This is a genomic window from Streptomyces sp. NC-S4 (genome assembly GCF_054353315.1).
Genome location: NZ_CM135937.1, coordinates 2,998,038 through 3,024,268 on the forward strand (window position 1 = coordinate 2,998,038; position 26,231 = coordinate 3,024,268).

Annotated in this window: 20 protein-coding genes, 3 tRNA genes and 1 pseudogene; 12 read left to right on the forward strand and 12 right to left on the reverse strand. The window is 72.2% G+C overall.

The features are described 5' to 3' along the window. Positions 1-33 precede the first annotated feature (33 nt). The gene (locus tag ACXNSR_RS13110) at positions 34-1,191 is read left to right on the forward strand and encodes a carboxylate-amine ligase (RefSeq protein WP_458642231.1); all 1,158 of its coding nucleotides are present in this window, start codon (positions 34-36) and stop codon (positions 1,189-1,191) included. Between the two features lie 133 nt (positions 1,192-1,324). On the opposite strand, the gene ACXNSR_RS13115 is transcribed toward ACXNSR_RS13110, so the two are convergent. The 7 genes from ACXNSR_RS13115 to ACXNSR_RS13145 form a co-directional block, all read right to left on the reverse strand. Next, positions 1,325-2,041 (reverse strand): hypothetical protein, encoded by a 717-nt coding sequence (locus tag ACXNSR_RS13115; protein ID WP_458642232.1) that lies wholly within the window; start codon positions 2,039-2,041, stop codon positions 1,325-1,327. After that, complete coding sequence (locus ACXNSR_RS13120) at positions 2,020-2,814, reverse strand: hypothetical protein (protein WP_458642233.1); 795 nt, start codon at positions 2,812-2,814, stop codon at positions 2,020-2,022. The genes ACXNSR_RS13115 and ACXNSR_RS13120 overlap by 22 nt, the downstream gene beginning before the upstream one ends. An 8-nt stretch (positions 2,815-2,822) precedes the next feature. Next, the gene (locus ACXNSR_RS13125) at positions 2,823-3,977 is read right to left on the reverse strand and encodes a hypothetical protein (protein WP_458642234.1); all 1,155 of its coding nucleotides are present in this window, start codon (positions 3,975-3,977) and stop codon (positions 2,823-2,825) included. Continuing rightward, entirely contained in the window at positions 3,974-6,262 is a 2,289-nt protein-coding gene (locus ACXNSR_RS13130) for a hypothetical protein (protein WP_458642235.1), read from the reverse strand. Before ACXNSR_RS13130 ends, ACXNSR_RS13125 begins: the two co-directional genes overlap by 4 nt. A 472-nt stretch (positions 6,263-6,734) precedes the next feature. Continuing rightward, positions 6,735-6,808: transfer RNA gene (locus ACXNSR_RS13135), tRNA-Ile, on the reverse strand. Between the two features lie 190 nt (positions 6,809-6,998). Continuing rightward, positions 6,999-7,071: transfer RNA gene (locus ACXNSR_RS13140), tRNA-Asn, on the reverse strand. A gap of 5 nt (positions 7,072-7,076) precedes the next feature. Further along, positions 7,077-7,149, reverse strand: a tRNA-Asn gene (locus ACXNSR_RS13145). A 145-nt stretch (positions 7,150-7,294) separates the two neighbouring features. Between ACXNSR_RS13145 and ACXNSR_RS13150 the strand changes: the two genes are divergently transcribed. From ACXNSR_RS13150 to ACXNSR_RS13170, 5 genes are all read left to right on the forward strand, one after another. Then, positions 7,295-7,597, forward strand: a complete 303-nt coding sequence (locus ACXNSR_RS13150; protein ID WP_458642236.1) for a YtxH domain-containing protein — start codon at positions 7,295-7,297, stop codon at positions 7,595-7,597. A gap of 97 nt (positions 7,598-7,694) precedes the next feature. Continuing rightward, positions 7,695-9,143: an FGGY family carbohydrate kinase gene (locus ACXNSR_RS13155; protein ID WP_458642237.1), complete on the forward strand. Its 1,449-nt coding sequence runs from the start codon at positions 7,695-7,697 to the stop codon at positions 9,141-9,143. 119 nt (positions 9,144-9,262) lie between these two features. After that, positions 9,263-10,996: an ABC transporter ATP-binding protein gene (locus ACXNSR_RS13160; protein WP_458642238.1), complete on the forward strand. Its 1,734-nt coding sequence runs from the start codon at positions 9,263-9,265 to the stop codon at positions 10,994-10,996. Continuing rightward, complete coding sequence (locus ACXNSR_RS13165) at positions 10,993-12,915, forward strand: ABC transporter ATP-binding protein (protein WP_458642239.1); 1,923 nt, start codon at positions 10,993-10,995, stop codon at positions 12,913-12,915. Before ACXNSR_RS13160 ends, ACXNSR_RS13165 begins: the two co-directional genes overlap by 4 nt. 85 nt (positions 12,916-13,000) lie before the next feature. After that, positions 13,001-13,522, forward strand: coding sequence for an N-acetyltransferase family protein (locus ACXNSR_RS13170; protein ID WP_458642240.1), 522 nt, complete (start codon positions 13,001-13,003; stop codon positions 13,520-13,522). 67 nt (positions 13,523-13,589) lie between these two features. On the opposite strand, the gene ACXNSR_RS13175 is transcribed toward ACXNSR_RS13170, so the two are convergent. Further along, positions 13,590-14,702, reverse strand: a complete 1,113-nt coding sequence (locus ACXNSR_RS13175; protein ID WP_458642241.1) for an RNA polymerase sigma factor — start codon at positions 14,700-14,702, stop codon at positions 13,590-13,592. A 93-nt stretch (positions 14,703-14,795) separates the two neighbouring features. Between ACXNSR_RS13175 and ACXNSR_RS13180 the strand changes: the two genes are divergently transcribed. Together ACXNSR_RS13180 and ACXNSR_RS13185 are read left to right on the forward strand one after the other, a co-directional pair. After that, complete coding sequence (locus tag ACXNSR_RS13180; RefSeq protein WP_458642242.1) at positions 14,796-15,395, forward strand: hypothetical protein; 600 nt, start codon at positions 14,796-14,798, stop codon at positions 15,393-15,395. Continuing rightward, complete coding sequence (locus tag ACXNSR_RS13185; protein WP_458642243.1) at positions 15,392-16,399, forward strand: nucleotidyl transferase AbiEii/AbiGii toxin family protein; 1,008 nt, start codon at positions 15,392-15,394, stop codon at positions 16,397-16,399. The genes ACXNSR_RS13180 and ACXNSR_RS13185 overlap by 4 nt, the downstream gene beginning before the upstream one ends. Here ACXNSR_RS13185 and ACXNSR_RS13190 read toward each other — a convergent pair. The 4 genes from ACXNSR_RS13190 to ACXNSR_RS13205 all read right to left on the reverse strand — a co-directional run bounded on the left by ACXNSR_RS13190 (position 16,365) and on the right by ACXNSR_RS13205 (position 20,479). Then, entirely contained in the window at positions 16,365-18,440 is a 2,076-nt protein-coding gene (locus tag ACXNSR_RS13190) for a molybdopterin oxidoreductase family protein (protein WP_458642244.1), read from the reverse strand. The two genes, ACXNSR_RS13185 and ACXNSR_RS13190, sit on opposite strands and share 35 nt — an antisense overlap. A gap of 46 nt (positions 18,441-18,486) precedes the next feature. Then, complete coding sequence (locus ACXNSR_RS13195) at positions 18,487-18,861, reverse strand: hypothetical protein (RefSeq protein ID WP_458642245.1); 375 nt, start codon at positions 18,859-18,861, stop codon at positions 18,487-18,489. A 72-nt stretch (positions 18,862-18,933) separates the two neighbouring features. Next, positions 18,934-19,704: a glucose 1-dehydrogenase gene (locus ACXNSR_RS13200; RefSeq protein ID WP_458642246.1), complete on the reverse strand. Its 771-nt coding sequence runs from the start codon at positions 19,702-19,704 to the stop codon at positions 18,934-18,936. Between the two features lie 67 nt (positions 19,705-19,771). Beyond that, positions 19,772-20,479, reverse strand: coding sequence for a SanA/YdcF family protein (locus ACXNSR_RS13205; protein WP_458642247.1), 708 nt, complete (start codon positions 20,477-20,479; stop codon positions 19,772-19,774). Positions 20,480-20,685: 206 nt separating this feature from the next. Here ACXNSR_RS13205 and ACXNSR_RS13210 point away from each other — a divergent pair. From ACXNSR_RS13210 to dnaG, 4 genes and pseudogenes are all read left to right on the forward strand, one after another. Continuing rightward, positions 20,686-21,539: pseudogene (locus ACXNSR_RS13210) on the forward strand (sirohydrochlorin chelatase). Positions 21,540-21,575: 36 nt separating this feature from the next. Continuing rightward, positions 21,576-22,901, forward strand: coding sequence for a deoxyguanosinetriphosphate triphosphohydrolase (locus ACXNSR_RS13215; protein ID WP_458642248.1), 1,326 nt, complete (start codon positions 21,576-21,578; stop codon positions 22,899-22,901). A 93-nt stretch (positions 22,902-22,994) separates the two neighbouring features. Beyond that, complete coding sequence (locus tag ACXNSR_RS13220; protein ID WP_458642249.1) at positions 22,995-24,269, forward strand: NAD(P)/FAD-dependent oxidoreductase; 1,275 nt, start codon at positions 22,995-22,997, stop codon at positions 24,267-24,269. Between the two features lie 34 nt (positions 24,270-24,303). Then, positions 24,304-26,229 (forward strand): DNA primase, encoded by a 1,926-nt coding sequence (gene dnaG, locus ACXNSR_RS13225; RefSeq protein WP_458642250.1) that lies wholly within the window; start codon positions 24,304-24,306, stop codon positions 26,227-26,229. Positions 26,230-26,231 lie beyond the last annotated feature (2 nt).

The window sequence follows — 26,231 nt, forward strand, 5'->3', positions numbered from 1 at the left end:
TGATGAAAAGACTCGTATGTCCAGGGAGGCGTAGTGATCGAACCTGGCAACAGCACCACGAGCACCGGCACGACGCAGAACACGGTGCACCCCACCGTGCCCCTCACCGTCGGCGTCGAGGAGGAGTTCCTGCTCGTCGACGCCCGCAGCCTGCGGGTGGTTCCCGCCGCCCCGCAGGTCCTGGCGACGGCCGGCGGGCTGCCCGGCGAGATGCACCCCGAGGGCACCCGCTACCAGGTGGAGATATCCACCCCGATCGCCGACTCCGCGGCCTCGCTGCGCGCCGAGCTCGCCGAGCTGCGGCGCACCCTCGGCCGGGCGGCCCGGGCCCACGGCTGCCGGCTGCTGGCCGCGCCCTCGCCGGTCGTGGCCGTGGAGGGCCCGCTGCACCTGACCGACGACCTGCCGCGCCAGCGCGAGCAGCACCGCCGCTTCGGCGCGCTCACCGACACGCTGGTCAGCTGCGGCCGCCACGTCCACATCGGCACCCTCGACGTGGACACGGCGGTGGCGGTGTCCAACCGGATCAGACCCTGGCTGCCCACGCTGATCGCGCTGGCCGCCAACTCGCCGTTCTGGGGCGGCCGTGACACCGGCCATGCCAGCTGGCGGGCGATGGCCTGGTCCGGCTGGCCCTCGGCGGGCCTGCCCCCGCACTTCACGTCCACGGCGCACTTCCGGCGCTCGGTGCAGACCCTGCTCGGCTCCGGGGCGGCCCTGGACACCAAGATGGTCTACTGGGACCTCCGCCCCTCCGGACACTGGCCGACGCTCGAGATCCGGGCGCCCGACATGTCCCCGGACATCGACTCGGCCGTGCTGCAGGCCGAACTGGCCCGCGCCCTGGTCTCCACGGCGCTGCGCGAGATCGCGGAGCGCCGCCCGGAGCCGGCCGTACGGGACGACGTACTGCGCCTCGCGCGCTGGCGTGCTGCCCACGACGGCCTGGAGGGCTTCGGCCTCGACCCGTACTCGGGGACGGAACTCCCCGCGGCGGACCTCGCGGAGGCCCTGCTGGACCTGGTCGCCCCGGAGCTGGCCGCCGCGGGCGACCTCGACCACGCCGCCAAGACCCTGGCGACGCTCCTGCGCGACGGTTCGGGCGCCCACCGCCAACGGGTGGCGTTCGCCCGCCGCCAGGACCTCTCGGACGTCCTGCGCCACCTCACGGACGAGACGGAGGACTTCTGACCCATGCCCGGCGTCTGAATGCGCCGTGGCCGCAGGTGCGATCGTTTCCGCACCTGCGGCCTCGGTGCGAGGAGGTCGTGGCCGCGTAGCTCGGGGCGGGAGGAATCGAAGGCCCGAATGGACTCCTCCTCGATCAGGCTTCCCGCAGGCTGTTTTCGACCCGCCTCGCGGCTTCCGTCTGGTGGAACCGATTCAGGGCGGACGTGAGGACCTCACCGGACCGGGAGATACGGTGGCCGAGCGCCCGACCCGATCGCACGGCCTGCTCCGCCCCCTCAACCGCGCGTTCGGCTCCCGCCCCGTCCTGGCCGGTGAGGAGGAGCAGCCGGGCGTGGGCCCACAGAGCCTCGGCGTACGCCAATCGGTCGGCAGGGGCTTGCGCCTCGGCCAACAGGTCACACAGACGGCTCGCCTGTTCGAGTTGCTCCGGGGCGCGCAGGAGGAGGCGGGCGAGGCGTCGGCACAGGTCGTCGGATTCGTGCGAACTGAAACCTTCCCGGATTGATGTGAGGAAGTCACCCAACCCGCTGGAGAAGGACAGGTCGAACTCGACGCAGAATTCCTCAGGCTTGTTCGACAGGGTGAATAGGAATTCCCCTTTGTGCCACCCTGCGCCCTGCTGTGAGTTCTTGTGCCGATCGAGCAGGATGACGAGCCCATCGATAGGGGCCCTCACCCCGCGGTCCCGGTGGACGAAGCCCGTGACCAAGGGCAGGTGAATGCCGACGTCGAGGTCGTACCGCCGTTTCGTCGCCTGCCGCCCCGAAAGGGAGAACGCCAATGTGTAGCTGCCCTGCTCCCCTCTGAGCGCGGCCGCCAGCGACTCCCTCAGAGTTGCCGGATCAGCCACCAGACCCCTAGGGCCATCGCCACCCCTGTCAGGGCCAGCACCACCGCGCGAGCCCTCCTGTCCCCGATGGCCCTGTCCCGGCGCGGTGCCGGGACGGATGCTTTTCCCAGCCATTCGACTCCCCGCAGGTTGCTGTCGTGGAGCAGGACGGCGACCTCGTCCAGCACGGTGGCGGCCAGTCGCTCCACGCCGTCGCGGCTGCTCAGGGCGTGCGTCGTGAGGGCGTACCCGGTTGCGTCACCTTCCAGCAGGCGCCTGACGCGCGCCAGGAAGGCCCTGGTCGCCGTCTCGTCGTGGACGGCGCCGGCCCACGATCCCGTGACGTCCTTGGCCGTTCCCTCCTCGCCGGCGCCCTCGGCCGCTCGCCGGAGCGTGTCGAGCAGCCGGATCCCGATGTCGTCATCCCCGCCGGACATGAGGGCGTCGACGAAATCGCCGTCGAAGGCCCCGTCCAAGGCCTCCCCCAGCCGCCTTCGCTCTCCGTCGTCCAGTCCGCACCGCACCAGCCACAGAGCGAGCCGCTGGTCGTGGTGCACGCCGTCCACCACCACCGTGTGCCGGACCCGGGTGCCGAGCACATCGGTGCGCCGGGAGGGGATGCCACTGATCACGAGGCCCGTGCCGCCTCCCGCGCGCCTCCGGACGATGAGTTCCTCGCTCTCCAGGAACACCCAGGGGGTGACCGCGTCCCACCACTGGTCGGACGGGGCTTCACCGAGGAAGGCGTAGTCCTGGCTCCGCAGGGTGCCCCGGGTCATCAGATAGGCGCGCATCCGGCCGGTCACCATTCCTCCACTCGCTCGTCGGCGGGTTCCCTGGCGATCCGTTCCATCACGGCCTTCAGCTGCTCCTGGCGCCGCGCGGCCGACGCCATGACCTGCCGGCTGCCCAGCCGCGCGTTCCTGTTGTCCAGCGCCTCGCCGAAGACGTAGTAGTCCAGTGCCCCCCAGAACCCCTTGCGTTCCGACTTGCGCTCAAGAGCCGTCTGGTACGTGGCCAGCGCGGCGGCGGCCCGCCGCCGTTCCGCGGCGTTCTGTCCGGACACGACGCACCGGCACAGCTCCTGCATCACGGTGCCGGCAGCCTTGGGCCGTACTTCGGGGGGAATCTCCCGGAACCGGTAGTGACCCCGGAAGTCCAGGGTGGGATCGCCGTCGGCGTCGACCGTCTCGATCCATTCCCCTTCCATCAGGTCCACGCATCCGTAGGTGTCGATGGGGGCGTAGATCACCCGCACGCTGCGGTCCTTCGCCTCCTCGTGCACCGCCGCGAGGATCGTCCTGTACTTCTCCCGCACCAGCTGCCGCAGCCGTGCTCCCTCCCGGCCCTTGCCTCCGTTGTCGTCGAAGTACTTCTCGCACTTCAACGGAGCGAGCACCAGTACGGCCGGCTCGTCGCGGTGTTCGGGCAGGTTGCGCGCGCCGGCCCATTTGCGCGCCATCGCCTGTACGTCCTCGAAGCCGAGCAGGTCGGCCACCGCCCGGCGCTGCGCCGGGGTCACCGCCTCCATCAGGACGGCCGCCTCCACCGGGACCAACAGCATGAGGCTTTCGGCGATGTGCGCCTCACACACGGCCCAGTTCTCCTTGGCCTGTGGCGAGCGGGCGCGCGTGGCCGGGTCGAGCCATCCGCCCGGGTAGTCGAGGACGCTGAACGGGATGCCCGCCGCGCTGTCCCCGACAGCCTGCAGGCCCACGTCGTAGAAGGCCATCGACTGGCTGCCGCCGAGCGAGGCGGCGTCGAACTCGCGTGCCTCGACGGCTCGTCGCAGGTCCTTGCGGTTCTTGCGGACCCGCATTTCGGTCGCCTCGTCCATGACGAGGCTGATGCCGCTGCCTGCCAACATGGTCTCGGTTTCGGCCAGGATGGCGGTGAGCAGGGTCGTCTTGCCGACCCTGGACGGACCCACCATCGACGCCTTGAACGACAGCGTCAATGCCCGTTCCTCTCTGGCGCTGTGCGACGCGGATCCGCGTCGTTGATCAGATTGCTCAGCGCCGCGACCGTGCCCCGGATGCGGCGCACCCGCGCTGTCGCCGCCTGTTGTCCCTTGTCGTCCCCAGGCCACATGCGGTCCTGCAACCCGCCCACCAGGCGCCTGAACTCCGCCTGGGAGGACTTCGACCGCACGAAGGCGTCCTCGAACTGCTCGCCGTAGGCGAACAGGGCCAGGGCTGCCGTCTCCGGCTCCTTCGCCAGGACCGCCTGGGCGTCGTACGCGGCCTGCCGGGCCAACTGGGTGACGCGTTCCAGCAGGAGCTCGGCGCCTTCGGCCGTTCGCGGCACGGCGAGCAGGGTCGTGGGGCCGTTCTCGCGGGATGGATCGTCCGGCTCCGGGAGCAGCACGCCGAGGGCACGGCGCAGCCGGGGCAGTACACGGGTGCGGTAGTCGAGTCGTACGTCCAGCGCGAAGTCGAGCGTCTCGGACAGGACCGGGCACGGATCGGGAGCCTCCCGCAGGGCACTGGCCAGGGCCGACAGGACGTCCTGGGGCCGGCCGAGGGCCGCGGGGCCGGCCGCGTCGTCGACCACCGAGGCCAGCCTGGGGCCGAGCGCGGCGACCAGGCCCGCCCAGTACTCGTCCCGGCGCCGCATGAGGAGGTCGTCCACGGCGGAGAAGCGGCGCGCCATCTCCACTCGCACCCGGTTGAGCTCCGCGGAGGCGAAGGGCAGTGACGCCCGGTCCACGCGGAAGCGGTTCAGTGCCCGCTGCCGCCATGCCTCCGGGCCCTCGCCGAACCCGCTGAGCACCCAGGCCCGGACGTTCTGGTGGACCTCTGCGACGCGCTCCAGGAACTCGGTGTCCTCGTAGTCCTCCTCGGCCCGCACGCGCAGGGTGTCGACCCATGCTTGGACGGAGGCGGCCACTTCCTCGCGCAGTTCCTCGGCGCGGGCGATCGTTTGCTCCGTGGACGTGGGCACCTCCACGGTGCGGAGCGCGGTGGACCAGGCGGACAGTTGCGCCTCGATGTGGTCCCTGCGGTCGCGGCAGACCCCGACCGCGTCCTCGATGACCGCGTCGTCCATGCGCGGTAGGGCGGTCGCCAGGTGTTCGAGGACCGGCTGGAGCACATGGTCGCGCACGGTGTCACGGTCGGCGCCGTCGGCGAGGATCACCCAGTAGCCCCGCTCGGCGTCGGGGCCGTTGAGCCGTTCACGCAGGTCACCCTCGAGGGCCCTGATGTTCTCGGGGAGGCAGTCGCCCGTGTTGACCAGGACCAGGGTGAAGTCCCGCACGTCGGCCACGGTGCAGACGCTGCCGATCAGCTGCAGGGCGCGGGCGTCCTCCTCCGCCCACATGGAGTTGGTGTCCGTGGGCCTCTTGACGACGATGACGAAGTCCACGTCGTTGCGCAGGCCGTCCAGGTGGTGGGCCTCCGCGCCCGGCACCAGTTCGCCCAGGCCGGGCATGTCCACGAGCCCCAGCGCGGTCACGTCCTCGAGGGGGAAGGGACAAGTGATCGCTGCGTCCCTGACCGCCAGGTACGGCCGCTTCACCGGCGCCGGGCCCGAGTCGGGATAGGCCACCCACTCCCTGATGTCCGAGAGGTCCACGGTGCGCACCTCGCCGGTGAGGCACCGTCGGTACGAGCCGAGGGCCTCCTGCGCCTCCCGCACCCGTGCCAGGATCGGCGCCAGCCGGGGCTGGTCGGGCCCGCTCGCGCCGTCGGCCACGCGCGGATAGACGTAGCTCGCGAACTCCGGGAGGTTGCCCGGCGTCGGCTGAAGTTCGAGCTCGGCGTGGTACGGAGCGATCACATCGCGGATGAACGAGGTTTCGGTGTGCATCGTCAACCGTGCGCCACGGTCGATGGCGGAGTGGTAGATCCGGCTGCGGACGGCCGTTACCGGCTGGCCGCGCCCGCTCGGTATCTGCCGATCGTCGAGCCCGGACAACGACTGCAGCAACGTGCTCTTGCCGTTGCGGGCACGACCGCTCACCCCGATGTTGACGGTGCTCCGGCTCACCCTGCTGCGGACCGTGGCGAGAACGTCCAGGCACTCCTGTGCCGCTCGTTCCATCGCCACCGTGTCCAGTGAGTCCAGGACGGCATGGACGGGGTCCTGCGGGTCGGCCAGGCGCGCACCGGCAGTCGCATCACCCAGTTCCACGACCAGCTCACGGACTCGGCGCCACCGATCGATCTGTTCGTCGACCACGGGAAGGTGTTCCCGCCGCCTGCCCAGCACCGCGTCGAGTCGTTCCTTGATATTGCCCACCGACGTACCGCCCCCCTCGCACCCCGGGTGCGCACGTACGTACCCGGCCGGCCCGCGGGCACCAGTGGCACCCCTCGGAACGCCACCCCTCCACGGGCGCCCGGTCCAGGCCTGGTCGTCACGCTACCGAAATCCGATGTGGTTCCTCTCGGTTTCCCGCAACTGGCGAGCACGGGCGGGACGGGTCTCCTGGTTCCCCACAGGGGTGTCGTCGCGCAGGCCGCCGCTGCCGCCGGCCGAGCCGTAGAGGCGGTACCTGCCCGAAGGGGAGCGCCGGCGGCTGGGAGGGTGCGGGTGCGCGGCCGGCGGCACGGGCAGGCGCCACTGGTACCCTCCGCCGACCCGGGACGGCGGCCGCGCGTTCCCGGGTCGTGCCCGGTCAAGGGCTTGAGCTCGGCTCGCCCGACGGGCACGACGGCGCCGGAAACACCGAAGCCGCAGGTGCGATCGTTTCTGCACCTGCGGCTCGCAGTGGGGCGGGTGGGACTCGAACCCACGGCCGACGGATTATGAGTCCGCTGCTCTAACCGGCTGAGCTACCGCCCCTTCACGGCGTGGCGCGTACACGTGTGCGCGCCGTCTGCCGCAGCATAGCCGCTCATACGATCTCCTGCCTCGGATGCCTCGCATGATCGGCTTCGCCTGCCCAGTGAGACCGCGCTGAGGGCTGTCCGGTTCCCGAACGGGGCGACAAAGAAAAGAAGAGGACCCCTCGGGGTCCTCTTCCTCTTCCTTGCTCCCCCGGCTGGACTCGAACCAGCAACCCTCCGGTTAACAGCCGAATGCTCTGCCAATTGAGCTACAGGGGACCGCGCTCCCCCGACTGGACTCGAACCAGTAACCTGCCGGTTAACAGCCGGCTGCTCTGCCAATTGAGCTACAGGGGATTGCTGCGGTGCATCGAACAGCCCACCTCCGGCGTTGCCGGGGGGCGAGTGCCCGTTGCGAGTCATAGATTAGCGCAAGCAGGGGGGTGCTCCGCCAATCGGTATCGACAGCGGGCCGGGCACCACACGACGAAGGGTGACAGGCATGCGGTACAAGGTCACGTTCGTGGTCGGACTGGCCCTCGGGTACGTGCTCGGAACCCGGGCCGGACGCGAGCGCTACGAGCAGATGCGGAAGTCCGCCCGGCAGCTCGCCCAGAACCCCGCGGTGCGCAACGCCGCCGAGACCGCGGGCCACACCGGGCGCGAGTTCGCCGGGAAGGCCTTCTCCGCGGTGAGCCAGAAGGTCGGCGACGCCGTCCCCGACTCGCTCGGCGGGCGGGGACGGGGGCTGCGCGGCCGGCCCGGCGGCGGCGCCGAGGACGACTGGGGCACCAGCAACACCTGAGCACCTCGGGTCCGCGTACTGGGGCCCACGGGATCCATGTGGTTCCGGGGGCTCCGGACCGGTCGACTCCGGCCCCACGTGCGGCAGAATTCACCGCATGGGGATAGTCGCCGGGCTGGACAGCTCTTCCACGTTCACACGCATCGTCGTCTGTGACACCGAGACCGGCGCCGTGCTGCGCCAGGGGTACGCGCCCCATCCACAGCCCACGGGTGAACCGGACGGTGCGAATCCCCACGAGACCGACCCGCAGGCCTGGCTCCTCTCGCTCGGCGAGGCCGCCGGCGGCGGGCTCCTCGAGGGGGTCCAGGCCATAGGGGTCTCCGCGCAGCAGCACGGCCTCCTGCCGCTGGACCCGCAGGGCGCCCTGGTGCGTCCCGCCCTCGTCGGCAACGACAAGCGCGGCCAGGTCGCCGCCGCCGACCTCATCGACGCCTTCGGCGGCCGGCACAACTGGGTCGAGGCGGTGGGCTCGGTCCCGCACTCGGCGCAGCCGGTCGCGAAGCTGGCCTGGCTGGCCCGCAACGAGCCCGAGGCCGCCCGCCGGATCGCCGTGCTGATGTCCCCGCACGACTGGCTCGTCTGGCAGCTGCTCGGCCGCCCGGTCCGGCGGACCACCGACCGCGGCGGCGCCTCCGGTACCGGGTACTGGTCGGCGGCCAGCGGGACCTGGCGCCCCGACCTGGTCGAGCTGGCGCTCGGGCACCGGGCGCTGCTGCCCGAGGTGCTCGGCCCCGCCGATGCCGCCGGGACCACGCCCGAGGGGCTGCTGATCTCCGCGGGCACCGGCGAGACGATGGCCGCAGCGCTCGGGCTGGGGCTGGGCCCGGGCGACGCGGTGGTCTCCCTCGGCGCCTCCGGTTCGGTGATGGCGGTGCACCACGAGGCGGTGTCGGAGCCGGGCGGGCTGGTCACCTCGCTGGCCGACGCCAGCGGCATGCACCTGCCCGTGGTGAACACCTCCAATGCCGTACGGGCGCTGCGCGGCACCGCCGAACTGCTCGGCACCGATCTGGAGGGGCTGTCCGAGCTCGCGCTGAAGTCGACGCCGGGCGCGCACGGCCTCGTACTCCTGCCGTACCTGGAGGGTGAGCGGACCCCGAACCTGCCGCACGCGGCCGGCACCCTGTCCGGGCTGCGCCGGGACTCGATGAAGCCGGAGCACCTGGCCCGGGCCGCCTTCGAGGGCATGCTGTGCGGGCTGGTGGACGCGCTGGACGTGCTGCGCTCGCGCGGGGTCGAGATCCGCCGGGTGTTCCTGCTGGGCGCGGCGGCCGAGCTGCCCGCCGTGCAGGCCGCGGCCCCCGGGCTGTTCGGTACGCAGGTCGTCGTACCGGCGCCGGCCGACTACGCGGCGCTGGGCGCGGCGCGCCAGGCGGCCTGGGCGCTCGGTGTGGCGCAGGGCACCCTGGCCCCGCACACCCCGCCGGTCTGGCCGGCTCCCGCGGCCCAGATCTTCGAGCCGGGCGAGGAGTTCGCGGCGTGGCAGGGGGTGCGCCAGCAGTACATCGCGACGCGGGAGCAGATCCACCCCGGGGCGTTCTAGCCACGGCCCGGCGGTGCGCCGGTCCTTTTGACCGGGCTTTGCGAAATCGGGTGGGGATCACAGGGCCGGTTGGCCCAAGATGGGTTGAACCCCTCGATCATGCCGACCGGAGCCTACGCGTGCTCATACGACTTCTGCGGACCCATCTGGGTGCGTACCGTAAACCCATCGCGGTGCTGGTCCTGCTGCAGCTGCTGCAGACCAGCGCCAGCCTCTACCTGCCCACACTCAACGCCGACATCATCGACAACGGTGTCGTCAACGGCGACACCGGCTACATCCTGCGCTTCGGCGCGCTGATGCTCGGTGTCTCCCTCGTCCAGCTCGTCTGCAACATCGGAGCCGTCTATTACGGCGCCCGCACGGCCGCGGCCTTCGGCCGGGACGTCCGCGCCGCGATCTTCGACCGGGTGCAGAGCTTCTCGGCACGGGAGCTGGGCCAGTTCGGCGCCCCGTCGCTGATCACCCGTACGACGAACGACGTCCAGCAGGTCCAGATGCTGGTGCTGATGACCTTCACCCTGATGGTCTCGGCACCGATCATGTGCGTCGGCGGTATCGCCATGGCGCTCTCGCTCGACGTGAAGCTGTCGGGCGTGCTGCTGGCCGTCGTCCCGGTGCTCGGCATCTCGGTCGGCGCGATCGTCTTCAGGACACGGCCGCTGTTCCGCCGGATGCAGGAGCGGCTGGACACCGTGAACCGGGTGCTGCGGGAGCAGATCACCGGCAACCGGGTGATCCGCGCCTTCGTCCGCGACGACTACGAGAAGGACCGCTTCCGCGAGGCCAACGCCGACCTGACCGGCGTCTCGCTGGCCGCCGGCAAGCTCCTGGCCTTCATGTTCCCCACGGTCATCGTGGTCGTGAACATCTCCAGCGTCGCCGTGATCTGGTTCGGCGCGATGCGCGTCGACAGCGGCGGCATGGAGATCGGCCAGCTGACGGCCTTCCTCGCCTATCTGATGCAGATCGTCATGGCCGTGATGATGGCCACCTTCATGTTCATGATGGTGCCGCGCGCCGAGGTCTGCGGGGAGCGCATCCAGGAGGTCCTGGACACCGAGTCCAGCGTCGTCCCGCCGAAGGACCCGGTGCGCGAGCTCGCCCGCCGCGGCCGCCTGGAGCTGCGCGGCGCCGACTTCCGCTACCCGGGCGCCGAGGCGCCGGTGCTGCGCGGGGTGGACCTGGTGGCCCGCCCCGGCGAGACCACGGCCGTCATCGGCTCCACCGGAAGCGGCAAGTCCACACTGCTGGGCCTGGTGCCGCGGCTGTTCGACGCGACCGGCGGCGAGGTCCTCGTCGACGGGGAGGACGTCCGCGTGCTCGACCCGGACCTGCTGGCCAGGACGGTCGGCATGGTGCCGCAGAAGCCGTACCTGTTCTCCGGGACCATCGCCTCCAACCTGCGCTACGGGCGCCCGGACGCGAGCGACGAAGAGCTCTGGCAGGCGCTGGAGGTGGCCCAGGCCAAGGAGTTCGTCTCCGCACTGGAGGGTGGCCTTCAGGCGCCGGTCAACCAGGGCGGGACCAATGTCTCCGGCGGCCAGCGCCAGCGTCTGGCCATCGCCCGCACGCTCGTGCAGCGCCCGGAGATCTACCTCTTCGACGACTCCTTCTCGGCCCTGGACTACGCGACGGACGCGGCGCTGCGCGCGGCGCTCGCCCGCGAGACCGAGGACGCGACCGTCGTCATCGTCGCGCAGCGGGTCTCCACGATCCGCGACGCCGATCGGATCATCGTCCTGGACGAGGGTCAGGTCGTGGGCGAGGGACGCCACCACGAGCTGATGGCCGGCAACGAGACCTACCGGGAGATCGTGCTCTCCCAGCTGACGGAGGCGGAGGCCGCATGAGCGGGCCCGGAGGACGGATGATGATGGGGCCGGCTCAGCGGTCCCTGGACTTCAAGGGTTCGGGCAAGCGGCTGCTGCGCCAGCTCGCGTACGACCGGGCCAAGATCTGGGGCATGGTCGCGGCCGTCGTCGGCAGCGTCGGCTGCGCGGTGGTGGGCCCGAAGATCCTGGGCGAGGCCACCGACCTGGTGTTCGCGGGGATCGTCGGCCGCGAGATGCCGGCCGGGATCACCAAGCAGCAGGCACTGGACGGTCTGCGGGCCAAGGGCCAGGACGGTATGGCGGACATGCTCGCCGGGACCGACTTCACCCCGGGGCAGGGCATCGACTTCGGCGCCGTCGGCGTCGTCGCGATCTGGGCGCTGGTGGTCTTCACCCTGGCCGGCCTGCTGATGCTGGTCGCGACGCGGCTGTCGAACCACGTCATGAACGGCACCGTCTACCGGCTGCGCGAGGAGCTCCAGGCGAAGCTGTCGCGGCTGCCGCTGTCGTACTTCGACCAGCAGAAGCGCGGCGAGGTGCTGAGCCGGGCCACGAACGACATCGACAACATCGGCCAGACGCTGCAGCAGACGATGGGACAGCTGCTGAACTCGCTGCTGACCATCGTCGGCGTGCTCGTGATGATGTTCTGGATCTCTCCGCTGCTGGCGCTGGTCGCGCTGGTGACCGTACCGCTGTCGGTCTTCGTCGCCGCGAAGATCGGCAAGAAGTCGCAGCCGCAGTTCGTGGCGCAGTGGAAGGCGACCGGCGCGCTCAACGCCCACATCGAGGAGATGTACTCGGGCCACAGCCTGGTCAAGGTCTTCGGCCGGCAGAGGGAGTCCGCGGCCGTCTTCGCCGAGCAGAACGAGGCGCTGTACCGGGCCTCGTTCAAGGCGCAGCTGGTCAGCGGCATCATGCAGCCGGTGATGTTCTTCATCTCGAACATCAACTACGTGCTGATAGCCGTCGTCGGCGGGCTCCGGGTCGCCTCCGGCACGCTGTCGATCGGTGACGTGCAGGCCTTCATCCAGTACTCGCGGCAGTTCTCGATGCCGCTGACGCAGGTCGCCTCGATGGCGAACCTCGTGCAGTCCGGTGTCGCCTCGGCGGAGCGGGTGTACGAGCTGCTGGACGCGCCCGAGCAGGAGCCGGACGCCGAGGTTCCGGAGCGTCCGCAGGAGCTGCGCGGTCAGGTCACCTTCGACAAGGTGGCCTTCCGCTACGAGCCGGACAAGCCGCTGATCGAGAACCTCTCGCTCACGGTCGAGCCGGGACACACGGTCGCGATCGTCGGCCCGACCGGCGCCGGCAAGACCACGCTGGTCAATCTGCTGATGCGGTTCTACGAGGTCACGGGCGGGGAGATCGCCCTGGACGGGGTGGACATCGCGAAGATGACCCGCGAGGAACTGCGCGACGGCATCGGCATGGTGCTGCAGGACACCTGGCTGTTCGGCGGCACCATCGCTGAGAACATCGCCTACGGTGCTTCGCGCGAGGTCACGCGCGCCGAGATCGAGGCGGCGGCGCGGGCCGCCCACGCGGACCGGTTCATCCGCACCCTGCCGGACGGCTACGACACCGTGCTGGACGACGAGGGCGCGGGTGTCAGCGCGGGCGAGAAGCAGCTGATCACCATCGCCCGGGCGTTCCTGTCGGAGCCGGTGATCCTGGTGCTCGACGAGGCGACGAGCTCGGTGGACACCCGTACCGAGGTGCTGATCCAGAAGGCGATGGCACGCCTCGCGCGGGGCCGTACGTCCTTCGTGATCGCCCACCGGCTCTCCACGATCCGGGACGCCGACGTGATCCTGGTGATGGAGAGCGGATCGATCGTGGAACAGGGCACGCACGAGGAGCTGCTGGCCTCGGGCGGCGCGTACGCGCGGCTGTACGCGGCGCAGTTCGCGCAGGCGGTGGCCGAGGTCGACTAGCCGGCCCGCCCGGCGCACGGCGGAGCGGGGGCATCCGGGTACGGGACGTACTCGGATGCCCCCGCTCCGTCGTTAGCATGACGGCATGGCATCGGACGTGGTGATCCGCCCTGCCCGGGCGGAGGACGAAGGCGAGATACTCGAACTGGCCCGCTCGGCGTGGTCGCGCGTGAGCGAGCCCGGCCCGGAGCGCCCGGCCGACGCGGCCGTCTTCGACGAGCGGCACCCCGTGGAGAGCTTCCTCGTCGCGGAACGCGGGCGCAGGATCGTCGGGTACGTCGCCCAGGCCCCGGCGAGTCCCCTCGAAACCAATCGGCACGTCCGCCACATCCAGGGACTGGCGGTCCTCGAATCCGCCCGCGGCGGCGGAGTCGGCCAGGCCCTGGTCGAGGCGGCCTGCGCGGCCGCGCGGGCCGGCGGTGCCCGCCGGATGAATCTGCGCGTCCTCGGCCACAACGGTCCGGCGCGGCAGCTCTACGGACGATGCGGCTTCGCGGTGGTCGGCGTACTGCCCGAGGAGTTCCTGCTGGACGGGGCGTACGTCGACGACGTCTGGATGAGCCGGAGCCTGTCCGACCCGCACGAGCCCGCGCAGCCGTTGCCGTAACCGTGGCCGTGGCCGTGGCGACGGGGTGGGGGCGCCTGGCGGGGCGCCCCCTCTTTCCGTTGGTCCGTCAGTCCAGGTAGCCGCGGAGCTGGTCGGCGAAGGCGTGGTCGCGCAGCTTGTTGAGGGTCTTGGACTCGATCTGGCGGATCCGCTCGCGCGTCACTCCGAAGATCCGCCCGATCTCCTCCAGGGTGCGGGGCCGCCCGTCGGCGAGGCCGTACCGCAGCTGTACCACCTTGCGCTCGCGCTCGCCGAGGGTCGACAGGACGGCTTCCAGGTGCTCGCGCAGCAGGAAGAACGCGGCCGACTCCACGGGCGAGGCGGCGTCGCCGTCCTCGATGAGGTCCCCGAGCGCGACGTCGTCCTCCTCACCCACCGGGGCGTGCAGGGAGACCGGCTCCTGGGCGAGGCGCAGCACTTCCAGCACCCGCTCGGGGGTCAGCTCCAGGTGGACGGCCACCTCTTCGGCCGTGGGCTCGTAGCCGCGTTCCTGGAGCATCCGGCGCTGTACGCGGACGACCCGGTTGATCAGTTCGACCACGTGGACGGGTACCCGGATGGTCCGGGCCTGGTCGGCGAGGGCCCGTGACATCGCCTGCCGGATCCACCAGGTGGCGTAGGTCGAGAACTTGTACCCGCGGGCGTAGTCGAACTTCTCGACGGCCCGGATCAGCCCGAGGTTCCCCTCCTGCACGAGGTCGAGCATGGTGAGTCCGCGGCCCACGTACCGCTTGGCGACGGAGACGACGAGCCGCAGGTTCGACTCGATGAGCCGGCGTTTGGCCATCCGGCCCATGACGACGAGCTTGTCGAGGTCGAGGGCGAGCTGGGAGTCGAGGTCGGGGGTGTTGCCGAGCTTCTCCTCGGCGAACAGGCCGGCTTCGACGCGTCGCGCGAGGTCCACCTCCTCGGCGGCGGTGAGCAGCGGGATCCTGCCTATCTCGCGGAGGTACTGCCGGAACAGGTCGGCGGACGGGCCCGCCCCGCCCCCGCTGTCGCCGCCGCTTCGCCTGGGCGGCACGGGCACCGGCTCGATCAGCTCCAGTACCTCGGGCTCTTCGTCCACGGCCTTGGCCTCCGAGGACTCGCTCACGTTCACGGTCAGGGTCCGGGTCTGCACGGGGGCGACCTCCAGGGCTCCGAGGGCGGGGGCACCGCACCTCAGTGTGGGGTACGACACATCGTGGCCACGAGGGGCGTGCGAGCACTTTCTGAGTCCGGTGCGTGACCGGATGGTTACCCCCCGGCGGGAATCCCGATGCGGCTCGGACACATGTCCGAGATGATCGACTCCATGGCGGAGTACGAGACCCATGTGACGGTGCGCTGCGCGGACGCGGCGGAGCTGGCGCGCCTCGACGCGTGGGCCGGGGCACGGGAGTTGAAGGTCACGCACATCCTGCTGGCCCGCGGCCGGATGGTGTCCCAGCCGATGCTGACCCTGCCGGACCGCACGGGTCACGAACGGCTGGTGCCGCGGCTGCGGGCGGCCGGCTTCGACCCGGTCCGGGTCAAGGTGGAGACGGTCCCGTGGACCACGGACTCCCCCGGCCCGGGCGGCGGCTACTTCGAGCACCACCTGAAGCTGCTGCTGCCCGCGGACTTCGACCGCGCGGCCCTGGAGTCCCTGGTCGTCCCGCACGGCGCCCACCTGTCCTGGAACGCCCGCCGGGCCTCGGCCGGGGGCGCGCAGGAGCGGTTCGTGACCCAGCGGTGGCGCGGCACGGCTGCGGAGGCGGGGGCGGCCTGCGACGCGCTGGTCGCGGCGCTCGGCGCGGCCGGGTACGAAGTCCGTTCGGAGGAACGGGAGTTCGTGCTGTACGACAGCGACCTGTCGGTCGACGACGGGTGGATCGAGGCGGGGGCGCGATGAACACGTGGAGCCGGTTCGACTGGCAGGACTGCGAACTGCCCCGGGAGCCGTTGACGGAGGCGGTGCGGGCCGAGCGGGCGCTGCCGCGCACCTTGCGGCCGGTGGCGGGGGACGACCTGCGCCAGTCGGCCCTCTTCGACCCTTCGTTGAAGCAGTTCCGGCGGGCCTACCGGGCCGGTGACCCGGTCTTCGACGACGCCGCGCGGACGGCCGCGTGGCGGGCGGCGCGACGGTCGGCACTGGACGCCGTGCTCCACGCGGTGTCGGAATCGCGGTGGGGGGATTCGTTGGTGCTGCGCGGGAGCGTGCTTCTCGCCGACTGGTTCGGGGACGCCGCGCGGGAACCCGGCGACCTGGACTTCGTGGTCGTACCGCGGAGCTGGAACATCGACGACGGGCGGACGGCCCGGATGCTGGAGGAGATCGCGGCCGGCGCGGCCGGCCGGGCCGGGGTCAAGGACTCGGGGATGGTCTGCGAGGACATCTGGACGTACGACCGGGTGCCGGGGATGCGGATGGTGCTGCCTTGGCAGGTAGCGGGGCTGCCGGCAGGACACGTCCAGCTCGACTTCGTGTTCAACGAGCGGCTCCCCGAGGAGCCCGAGCCCGTCGAACTCTCCTGCGGGGCCGTGCTCCTGGCCGCCTCGCCCGCGCTGTCCCTGGCCTGGAAGCTGCTGTGGCTCGTGGGCGACTCCCATCCGCAGGGCAAGGACCTCTACGACGCCGTCCTGCTCGCCGAGCGGTATCCGCTGCCGTACCCGCTGCTGGACCAGGTTTTCCGGCTGGCGCCCGAGCAGCCGCTGCCGAACCCTGGGGTGACCGCGGCGGACATCGCCGCGTACGGGAACGTCGGCGACGAGTGGCGCCACTTCGCCGCCGAGTACCCGCAGCTCTCCGACTCCGAGGAGGACTACGCCCGGCGCCTGGTGGCAGCCCTGGCCCCGACCTTCGCGGAGGCCCCCGAGACGCCTAGGCCGGCTCGACGCGGACCGCGCAGACCTTGAACTCCGGCATGCGGGACGTGGGGTCCAGGGCCGGGTTGGTGAGGGTGTTGGCGCGGCCCTCGCCCGGCCAGTGGAAGGGCATGAAGACCGTGTCCGCCCGGATGGTGTCGGTGATGCGGGCCGGGGCGACGGCCCGGCCGCGGCGGGAGGTCACGGCGAGGGGGCTGCCGTCGACCGCGCCGATCCGGGCGGCCAGCCGCGGGTGGAGTTCCACGAAGGGGCCGGGGGCGGCCGCGTTGAGCTCGTCCACCCGGCGGGTCTGGGCTCCGGACTGGTACTGGGCGACGACCCGGCCGGTGGTGAGCAGCAGCGGGTAGTCCGCGTCGGGGACCTCGGCGGCGTCCCGGTGGGAGACGGGGACGAAGCGGGCCCGGCCGTCGTCGGTGGCGAAGCGGTCGAGGAAGAGCCGCTCGGTCCCGGCGGAGCCTTCGGGGCAGGGCCAGAAGACGCCCTGTCCGGTCTCGATCCGGTCGTAGGTGATGCCCGAGTAGTCGGCGGGGCCGCCGGCCGAGGCGCGGCGCAGTTCCTCGAAGACCTCCTCCGGCTCGGTGGGGAAGCCCTTCTCGACGCCCAGGCGGGCGGCGAGTCCGTGCAGCACGTCCAGGTCGCCGCGGACCCCCGGCGGCGGGGTCAGGGCCCGGCGGCGCAGCAGGACGCGGCCCTCCAGGTTGGTGGTGGTGCCGGTCTCCTCCGCCCACTGGGTGACCGGGAGGACCACGTCCGCGAGGGCCGCGGTCTCGGAGAGGACGACGTCGGCCACCGCGAGGAAGTCCAGGGAGCGGATGCGGTCCTCGACGTGGGCGGCGCGGGGGGCGGACACCACCGGGTTCGAGCCCATCAGGAGCAGGGCCTTCACGTCCGTCCCGAGGGCGTCAAGGAGTTCGTAGGCGCTGCGGCCAGGGCCGGGGAGGCTGTCGGGGTCGACGCCCCAGACCCCGGCGACGTGGGCGCGGGCCGCCGGGTCGGTGAGCTTGCGGTAGCCGGGGAGCTGGTCGGCCTTCTGGCCGTGCTCGCGGCCGCCCTGGCCGTTGCCCTGCCCGGTGAGGCAGCCGTAGCCGGACAGCGGGCGGCCGGCCCGGCCGGTGGCCAGGCACAGGTTGATCCAGGCGCTGACGGTGTCGGTGCCCTTGGACTGCTGCTCGGGGCCCCGGGCGGTGAGGACCATGGCGGATTCCGGGGCGCAGAACAGGGCGACGGCCTCGCGGAGCCTGGGGACCGGTATCCCGGTGATGCGCTCGACCAGTTCCGGCCAGTGGGCCATCGCGGCGGCCCGGGCCTCCTGCCAGCCGGTGGTGCGGGCGGCGATGAACTCCTCGTCGGTCCGGCCTTCGGCGACGATCAGGTGCAGCAGGCCGAGTGCGAGGGCCAGGTCGGTACCGGGGCGCGGGGCGAGGTGCAGGTCGGCCTGTTCGGCGGTGCGGGTGCGGCGCGGGTCGACGACGATCAGGGTGCCGCCGTTCGCCTTGAGCTCGGTGAAGTAGCGCAGGGCGGGCGGCATGGTCTCGGCCGGGTTCGAGCCGACGAGGATCACGCAGCCGGTGCGCGGGACGTCCGCCAGCGGGAAGGGCAGGCCGCGGTCGAGCCCGAAGGCCCGCTGGTGGGCGGCGGCGGCCGAGGACATGCAGAAGCGGCCGTTGTAGTCGATCTGGGAGGTGCGCAGGGCGACGCGGGCGAACTTCCCGAGCGCGTAGGCCTTCTCGTTGGTGAGCCCGCCGCCGCCGAAGACGCCGACCGCGTCGGGACCGTACGCGCGGCCGGTACGGGCGAGCCCCTCGGCGACGGCGTCGAGGGCCTCCTCCCAGGTGGCCGGCTCCAGCCGCCCTGCGTGGGTGCGGACGAGCGGCTCGGTCAGGCGTACCCGGGAGGAGAGCACGGCGGGCGCGGTACGGCCCTTGCCGCACAGCGCGCCCCGGTTGACGGGGAAATCGGCCCGCTCCTCCACCGCCACGGTGGCGCCGCCCGGTTCGGGGCGCAGCCTCATCCCGCACTGCAGGGCGCAGTACGGGCAGTGCGTGTCGGTGGCGGAGGCGGAGGTGTGCATGCGGTCCAGCGTGGGTCGGCGGTGTTACGCCGGCCGCCGCTGCGGGTTACAAGTCGGAGTGCTCCGCCTCAGCGCCGCCGGACGGCTGCGGTGAGGCCCGGCGCAGCGGGGGCCGGTCGACGAGCTCGACGTACACGATCCGGCCGCGGACGACGTCCAGGTTCAGGAACCCGTTGCCCGGGTCGAGGGCCACCGTGCGGTGACCGGGGCCGTAGGGGGTGCCGGGTGGATGCCGGTGGGTGCGGAAGCTCTGGCAGAAGTCGTTCCGGCAGTCGCACTCCGCCAGCAGGCGGAGGTCGTACGCGCAGACGGCGAGCCAGGGCTCCCCCTCCGCCTCCAGCAGCCGCACGAGTTGCGCCGTCAGGTCGGGGAAGACGTCGCGTACGAGGGGTCCGTCCGATGCCGGGGCGTCCGGTTCCATGGGCGGACGGTAGCCCGGCGCCCCTGCGCCGGCACGCGAATATACGGCCGTCCGGCAGGAGCGCCCGGCGGGTCACTGGCCCGTCAGGTACTTCACCGTCAGGCCGGCGGTCCAGCCGCCGTCGACGGCGAGTTCGGCGCCCGTCATGTAGCCGGCGGCGTCGGAGAGGAGGAAGGCGATCGCCGCGGCGATCTCCTCGGGGACGCCGACTCGGCCGAGCGGGGCGCCGGGGTAGTTGCCCTCGCCCGCCCGGATGCCGATCGGGGCGGTCATCGGGGTGAGGGTCATGCCGGGGTGGACGGAGTTGACGCGGATCCCCGCCTCGGCGAGTTCCACCGCGCCGATCTTCGACAGGCCGCGCACGCCCCACTTGGAGGCCCCGTACCCGGCGGTCAGCGCGAGGCCGGTCAGGCCGGCGGCGGAGGAGATGTTGACGATGGACCCGCCGCCGTTCGCGCGCAGCAGCGGGATCGCGGCCTTGATGCCGATGAAGACGCCGACCAGGTTGATCTCGACGACCCGGCGGAAGTGCTCGACGCTCTCGTGCTCCAGGAACTGGCCGGTGGAGATGCCCGCGTTGTTCACGAGGCCGTCGATGCGGCCGAACTCGGCGACCGCGTGGTCCAGGGCCGCCTGCCAGTCGGCCTCGCTGGTCACGTCGTGCCGGACGAAACGCGCCGCGCCGCCGAGCTTCGCGGCCGTCTCCGCGCCCTCCGCCTCCAGCACGTCGGTGATCAGCACCCGGCCGCCGCCGTCCACGACGGCCTGCGCGGCCGCGGCGCCCAGGCCCCGGGCTCCACCGGTGATGACGACGACCTTGCCGCTCAGATCCACAACAGCCACGGTTCCACACCCCAGACGCTCTCACACGGACTGACCGGCATATGACTAATCGAAATAACCGACGCCGTCAGTCTGCCAGAGCGTCCAGGGCCCGCGACACCCCCTCCTCCTTCGGCCCCATGAAGCGCGGGGCGGGCTTGAAGGCCGCGTCCAGCGCCGCCTTGCCCGCCGCGAAGACCTCGCGGGTCTCGCCGTAGTACCAGGTGGCGTCGTGCACGTCGGCCACCCCGACGCCGTACGACTCCAGGCCCGCCGCCTGGCACAGGGCGACGGCCCGGCGGATGTGGAAGCCCTGGGTGACCAGCACGGCCCGCTCCACGCCGAATATCTCCTTGGCCCGCACACAGGAGTCCCAGGTGTCGAAGCCCGCGTAGTCGCTGACGATCCGCCCGTCCGGCACCCCGTGCGCGGTGAGGTACGTGCGCATCGCGTCGGGCTCGTCGTAGTCGTGCCGGCCGTTGTCCCCGGTGACGAGGACGACCTTGACCTTGCCGGTGCGGTACAGCTCGGCCGCGGCGTCGAGCCGGTCGGCCAGGTAGGGCGTGGGCCGGGTCCCCAGCAGGCCCGCGCCGAACACCACGGCCACCTCGGTGGCGGGCGCGTCCGCCGTGGTCCGCAGCCGGTCGGCGGCCACGGCGTGCATCCACGCCGAGGGCAGCAGCGCCAGCACGCAGCCCGCCATGACGGCCTGCACCGCCCGCCGCCGGGTCCGTACGCTGCGCAGCGCCGCCACCGCCCGGCTCCACTCGACTCTCGGCAGGCGCGGTCGGCGCATCATCCATCCCCTGGTGTCTCGGCTGCTCGTCCGCTGGTCAGGACGCGTACCGGCGCCGCGCGGTTCGCCCGGAGGCCGATCCGCGGCGAGGCCGCCGCCGGCCGCGCAGGCTCCGAACAGCCGCGCCGGCCGCCCTGTGAGCACACGGCAAAGACCCGTCATCCCCGCGCAACGCACCGGCAACCTGCGGAGCGGAGGATCGGTTCATGACGGAGCCGGTGCACCCTCCCGAGTTTCCCGCCCTCCCCTTCGACAGCACGGCCGAGCTGCTCGGCCGCATCACCCTCCAGCTGGGCACCCAGCTCAGCGGCCTGCGCCGACCCGGAGTCCGCCCATGCAGCCCACCCTCGTCGCCGTGGCCCACGGCAGCCGTGACCCGCGCGCCCTGCACACCGCCCTCGCCCTCCTCGAACGGGTCCGTGAACTCCGCCCCCGGCTCGACGTCCGGCTCGGCCACATCGAGCTGAACGAGCCGCTGCTCGACGACACCCTGGACGGCCTGTCCGGCTCGGCCGTGCTCGTCCCGCTGCTGCTCGGCCGCGGGTACCACGTCAAGCGCGATCTGCCCGCGGCCGCCGCCCGGGCCGGCCACCTGCTCACCCGTGTCGCCGCCCCGCTGGGCCCGCACCCGCTGCTCGTCGAGGCCCTGTACGAGCGGCTCCTGGAGACCGGCTGGGCCCCGGTCCCCGGTTCGGCCGTCGTGCTGGCCGCCGCCGGTTCCCGCGACCCGGACGCGGCGGCCGACACCCGCCGCACCGCCGCCCTGCTGAGCGAGCGCCTCGGCGGTGTCCCGGTGACCCCCGCCTACGCCTCCGCCGCCGCGCCGAGCGCGCCGGAGGCGGTCCGGGCCCTCGCGGCCCGCGGTCACCACCGGATCGCCGTGGCCTCGTACTTCGCCGCTCCCGGCCGGTTCGCCGCCCAGAGCGCCGCGGCCGCGCCGGGCCCCGCCGCCGCTCCGCTGGGCGACCACCCGGCGCTGGCCCGCCTGTTGCTGCACCGCTACGACGAAGCCCGTACCCTCCCCCTCGACCTGGCGCGGCCGGAACTGCTCTCCGCCTGATCCCGATATGTCAGAGCTTCCGGTTATCGTCTGGTCATGGAAGGCACCACGCACGCCCCGACCGACGACCACCACGGGCCCTACGACGAGGCCGACACCGAACGCTGGGCCGCCGAGCCCGACAAACGGCCCGGCCGGACCGCCTTCCAGCGCGACCGCGCCCGTGTGCTGCACTCGGCCGCGCTGCGCCGCCTCGCCGGGAAGACCCAGGTCGTCACGCCCGGCAGCCGTTCCTACGACTGGGACGCGAGCCCGCGCACCCGCCTGACCCACTCGCTGGAGTGCGCCCAGGTCGGGCGGGAGCTCGGTGCCGCGCTCGGCTGCGACCCCGACCTCGTCGAAGCCGCCTGCCTCTCCCACGACATGGGCCACCCGCCCTTCGGCCACAACGGCGAGGAGGCGCTCAACGAGTTCGCCAAGGACTGCGGCGGCTTCGAGGGCAACGCCCAGTCGCTGCGCCTGCTGACCCGCCTGGAGCCCAAGCGGTTCGTGCCCGATCCGGCGAGCGGGGAGCTGGTCAGCGTCGGCCTCAACCTCACCCGCGCCTGCCTGGACGCCGCCACCAAGTACCCGTGGGCCCGCGGGGACCACCCCACCGATCCCGACTCGGTGAAGTTCGGCGCGTACGAGGACGACCTGCCGGTCTTCGCCTGGCTGCGCCGCGGCGCGCCCTCGGACCGCAAGTGCTTCGAGGCCCAGGTCATGGACTGGGCGGACGACGTCGCGTACTCCGTCCACGACTTCGAGGACGGCCTGCACGCCGGCCACCTCGACCCCAACATGCTCCACGCGGAGCCCGAGCGCACGGCCATCTGGCAGGTGGCCATCGGCCGGTACGTCCCCGCCGACACCGCTCCCGAGGAGCTGCGGGCCGCCCTCGACCGTCTGATGGAGCAGGAGTGGTGGCCGCACGGGTACGACGGCTCGGCCGTCGCCCAGTCCCGGCTGAAGGACGCCACGAGCCAGCTGATCGGCCGGTTCTGCCTGGCCGCCGAGGGAGCCACCCGTGAGGCGTACGGCTCCGGCCGCCTCACCCGGTACGGTGCCGAACTGGTGATCCCGCGCGAGGCGCGCAACGAGTGCGCGGTCCTCAAGGCGGTCGCCGACCTGTACGTGATGCAGCGCGACGAGCAGGAGCGGATCCGCGCCGACCAGCGCATCGTCCTGGCCGAACTCGCGGAGGCGCTGAGCGCACGCGCCCCCGAGGGGCTGGACCCGCAGTTCCGGGCCATCTTCGACGCGGCCCCGGACGACAAGGCCAGGAAAAGGGCGGTCATCGACCAGATCGCGTGCCTCACCGACGCATCCGCCCGTTCCCTTCACGCACGCCTCACCCGGCGCGGCCGACGCGCCGAAAGGTGAGCTGATCGAGCCACTCCCCCTTCACGCGGCAGGCTCGGTGCGGGACGCTCGCATGTGCTCGCATGTGGCGGCGAGGTTATGAGGAGGCATCAGGTGGTCGACGCACACCGGACATTCGTCATCGTCGGAGCGGGGCTCGCCGGGGCGAAGGCGGCCGAAACGCTGAGGTCCGAGGGGTTCACGGGGCGGGTGATCCTGATCGGCGACGAGCGCGACCACCCCTACGAACGCCCCCCGCTGTCCAAGGGCTACCTGACGGGCAAGGACGACCGGGAGAGCGTCTTCGTCCACGAGCCGTCCTGGTACGCGGCCGCCGACATCGAGCTGCACCTCGGCCAGCCCGCCGTCCAGCTCGACCGGGACGCCAAGAAGGTGGTCCTCGGCGACGGCACCGTCCTGTACTACGACAAGCTGCTGCTGGCCACCGGTGCCGAGCCGCGCCGCCTGGACATCCCCGGCACCGGCCTGGCCGGGGTGCACCACCTGCGGCGCCTCGCGCACGCCGAGCGGCTGAAGGGCGTACTGGCCGGGCTCGGCCGGGACAACGGGCACCTGCTCATCGCCGGCGCCGGGTGGATCGGGCTGGAGGTGGCCGCGGCGGCCCGCGGCTACGGCGCCGAGGTCACCGTCGTCGAACCGGAGGCCACGCCGCTGCACGCGGTGCTCGGCCCGGAGATCGGCCGGCTCTTCGCGGACCTGCACGCCGATCACGGGGTGCGGTTCCACTTCGGGGCGCGGCTGACGGAGATCGTGGGCCACGACGGCATGGTGCTGGCCGCCCGTACCGACGACGGGGAGGAGCACCCGGCGCACGCGGTGCTCTCCGCGATCGGGGCCGCCCCGCGCACGGCGCTCGCCGAGACCGCCGGGCTGGCGCTGGTCGACCGGGAGCACGGCGGCGGGATCGCGGTGGACTCCTCCCTGCGCACCAACGACCCGGACGTCTACGCGGTCGGGGACGTGGCCGCCGCCCACCACCCGGTGCTCGGGACCCGGCTGCGGGTGGAGCACTGGGCCAACGCGCTCAACGGCGGCCCGGCCGCCGCGCGGGCCATGCTGGGCCAGGAGGTCGGCTACGACCGGGTGCCGTACTTCTTCTCGGACCAGTACGACGTGGGCCTGGAGTACTCGGGGTACGCGCCGGCCGGCGGCTACGACCAGGTGCTGATCCGCGGGGACGTGGGCAAGCGGGAGTTCATCGCCTTCTGGCTGTCGCAGGGGCGGGTCCTGGCCGGAATGAACGTGAACGTGTGGGACGTCACCGAGCACATCCAGGCCCTGATCAGGTCGAAGACCGCGGTCAACCGAGAAGCGCTGGCGGACCCGTCCGTTCCGCTCGACTCCCTGGTACCGGCCGAGGGGGCCTGACCGGATTGCCCGCGCCCGGCCGTAGACTTCACGGGTGGCAGGACGGATCAATGATGACGACGTGAAGGCGGTACGGGACGCGGTCCCGATCGACGCCGTGGTCTCCGAGTACCTCCAGCTGCGCAACGCGGGCGGCGGCAACCTCAAGGGCCTGTGCCCCTTCCACGACGAGAAGTCCCCGTCCTTCCAGGTCAGCCCCAGCAAGGGCCTCTACCACTGCTTCGGCTGCCAGGCGGGCGGGGACACCCTCGACTTCGTCATGAAGATCGACCACCTCTCCTTCTCGGAGGCGGTCGAGCGCCTGGCCGGCCTGGCCGGCATCACCCTGCGGTACGAGGAGGGCGGCTACACCGCCGGCACCAGCGGCCGCGGTGACCGCATCCGGCTGGTCGAGGCGCACAAGGCCGCCGCCCAGTTCTACGTCGACCAGCTGGGCAGCCCCGAGGCGGAGATCGGCCGCAAGTTCCTGGCGGAGCGCGGCTTCGACCAGGCCGCGGCCGCGCACTTCAGCGTGGGCTACAGCCCGGCCGGGTGGGACCACCTGACCCGATTCCTGCGCGGCAAGGGCTTCAGCGACAAGGAGCTGATCACCTCCGGGCTCGCCCAGGACAGCCGCAGCGGCAAGCCGATCGACCGCTTCCGCGGCCGGCTGATGTGGCCGATCCGCGACATCAGCGGCGAGGTGGTCGGTTTCGGCGCGCGCAAGCTGCGCGACGACGACAACGGCCCGAAGTACCTGAACACCCCCGAGACCGCGATCTACAAGAAGTCCCAGGTGCTGTACGGCATCGACCTGGCGAAGAAGGAGATCGCGAAGACCTCCCGGGCCGTGGTCGTCGAGGGCTACACGGACGTGATGGCCTGCCACATGGCCGGGGTCACCACCGCGATCGCGACCTGCGGCACCGCCTTCGGCGGGGACCACATCAAGATTCTGCGCCGACTGCTGATGGACAACGCCACCGCCGAAGTGATCTTCACCTTCGACGGCGACGCGGCGGGCCAGAAGGCCGCCCTGCGGGCCTTCGAGGACGACCAGAAGTTCGCCGCGGAGACCTCGATCACCATCGCCCCCGGCGGCATGGACCCCTGCGACCTGCGCCTCGCACAGGGCGACGCGGCCGTCGTCGGCCTGGTGGACGCCCGCACGCCGCTGTTCGAGTTCGCGCTGCGGCACATCGTCGCCCGGCACAACCTGGAGAACCCGGCGGGCCGGGCGGCCGCCCTGGACGAGGCCGCGCCCGTCGTCGCCAACATCAAGAACATCGCGATCCAGCACGAGTCGGCGGTCCAGCTGGCGGGCATGCTGGGCATCCGCGACGAGCAGTTCGTGGTCAAGCGGGTCGCGCAGCTGGCGCGCTGGGCCCGCGAGCGCGGCCAGGGCGACGGACCGCAGGCCGGCCGGCCCGGCGGGAAGCCGCAGCGGGGCCGCCCGTCCTACGAGGACGTTCCCGCGCCCCCCGCCCAGCCGGCCGGGGGTCCCGCGCTGAACCTGCGCAGCCCGGCCCACCGCACCGAACGCGAACTGCTCAAGCTCGCGCTCCAGCGGCCCGCCCTGGTCTCCCCGGCCTTCGACGCGTACGGGATGGACGAGTTCACCGCCCCGCCGTACGCGGCCGTGCGCCAGGCGATCCTGGACGCGGGCGGCGCCGCGCTCGGCGCGGAGGACTATCTGGCCCGAGTCCGCGAGGCCGCCCCGAACGACACGGTGCGCGCGCTCGTCACGGAGCTGGCGGTCGAGGCCATCCACGCGAAGACGGTGGACGAGATGTACGCGGGGGTCCAGCTGGTCCAGGTGCGGCTGCGCGCCGTGGACCGCCGGGTCCACGAGATCCAGGGCACGCTGTCGCGGCTCGGCCCACAGGCCCCGCCGGAGCAACTGGCGGCCGTCCAGGAGGAGCTTTGGGTGCTCCAGCAGTACGGGCAGCGGCTGCGCAACCGCGGCGCCGAGGGCTTGTAGCG

Bases quoted from the DNA above. Each gene is read 5' to 3' on its own strand.
- ACXNSR_RS13205 (WP_458642247.1), bottom strand. From the start codon at position 20,479: ATGCGCCGACCGCGCCTGCCGAGAGTCGAGTGGAGCCGGGCGGTGGCG.
- ACXNSR_RS13215 (WP_458642248.1), top strand. From the start codon at position 21,576: ATGGAAGGCACCACGCACGCCCCGACCGACGACCACCACGGGCCCTAC.
- ACXNSR_RS13195 (WP_458642245.1), bottom strand. From the start codon at position 18,861: ATGGAACCGGACGCCCCGGCATCGGACGGACCCCTCGTACGCGACGTC.
- ACXNSR_RS13190 (WP_458642244.1), bottom strand. From the start codon at position 18,440: ATGCACACCTCCGCCTCCGCCACCGACACGCACTGCCCGTACTGCGCC.
- ACXNSR_RS13170 (WP_458642240.1), top strand. From the start codon at position 13,001: ATGGCATCGGACGTGGTGATCCGCCCTGCCCGGGCGGAGGACGAAGGC.
- ACXNSR_RS13165 (WP_458642239.1), top strand. From the start codon at position 10,993: ATGAGCGGGCCCGGAGGACGGATGATGATGGGGCCGGCTCAGCGGTCC.
- ACXNSR_RS13185 (WP_458642243.1), top strand. From the start codon at position 15,392: ATGAACACGTGGAGCCGGTTCGACTGGCAGGACTGCGAACTGCCCCGG.
- ACXNSR_RS13120 (WP_458642233.1), bottom strand. From the start codon at position 2,814: ATGCGCGCCTATCTGATGACCCGGGGCACCCTGCGGAGCCAGGACTAC.
- ACXNSR_RS13180 (WP_458642242.1), top strand. From the start codon at position 14,796: ATGTCCGAGATGATCGACTCCATGGCGGAGTACGAGACCCATGTGACG.
- ACXNSR_RS13155 (WP_458642237.1), top strand. From the start codon at position 7,695: ATGGGGATAGTCGCCGGGCTGGACAGCTCTTCCACGTTCACACGCATC.
- ACXNSR_RS13150 (WP_458642236.1), top strand. From the start codon at position 7,295: ATGCGGTACAAGGTCACGTTCGTGGTCGGACTGGCCCTCGGGTACGTG.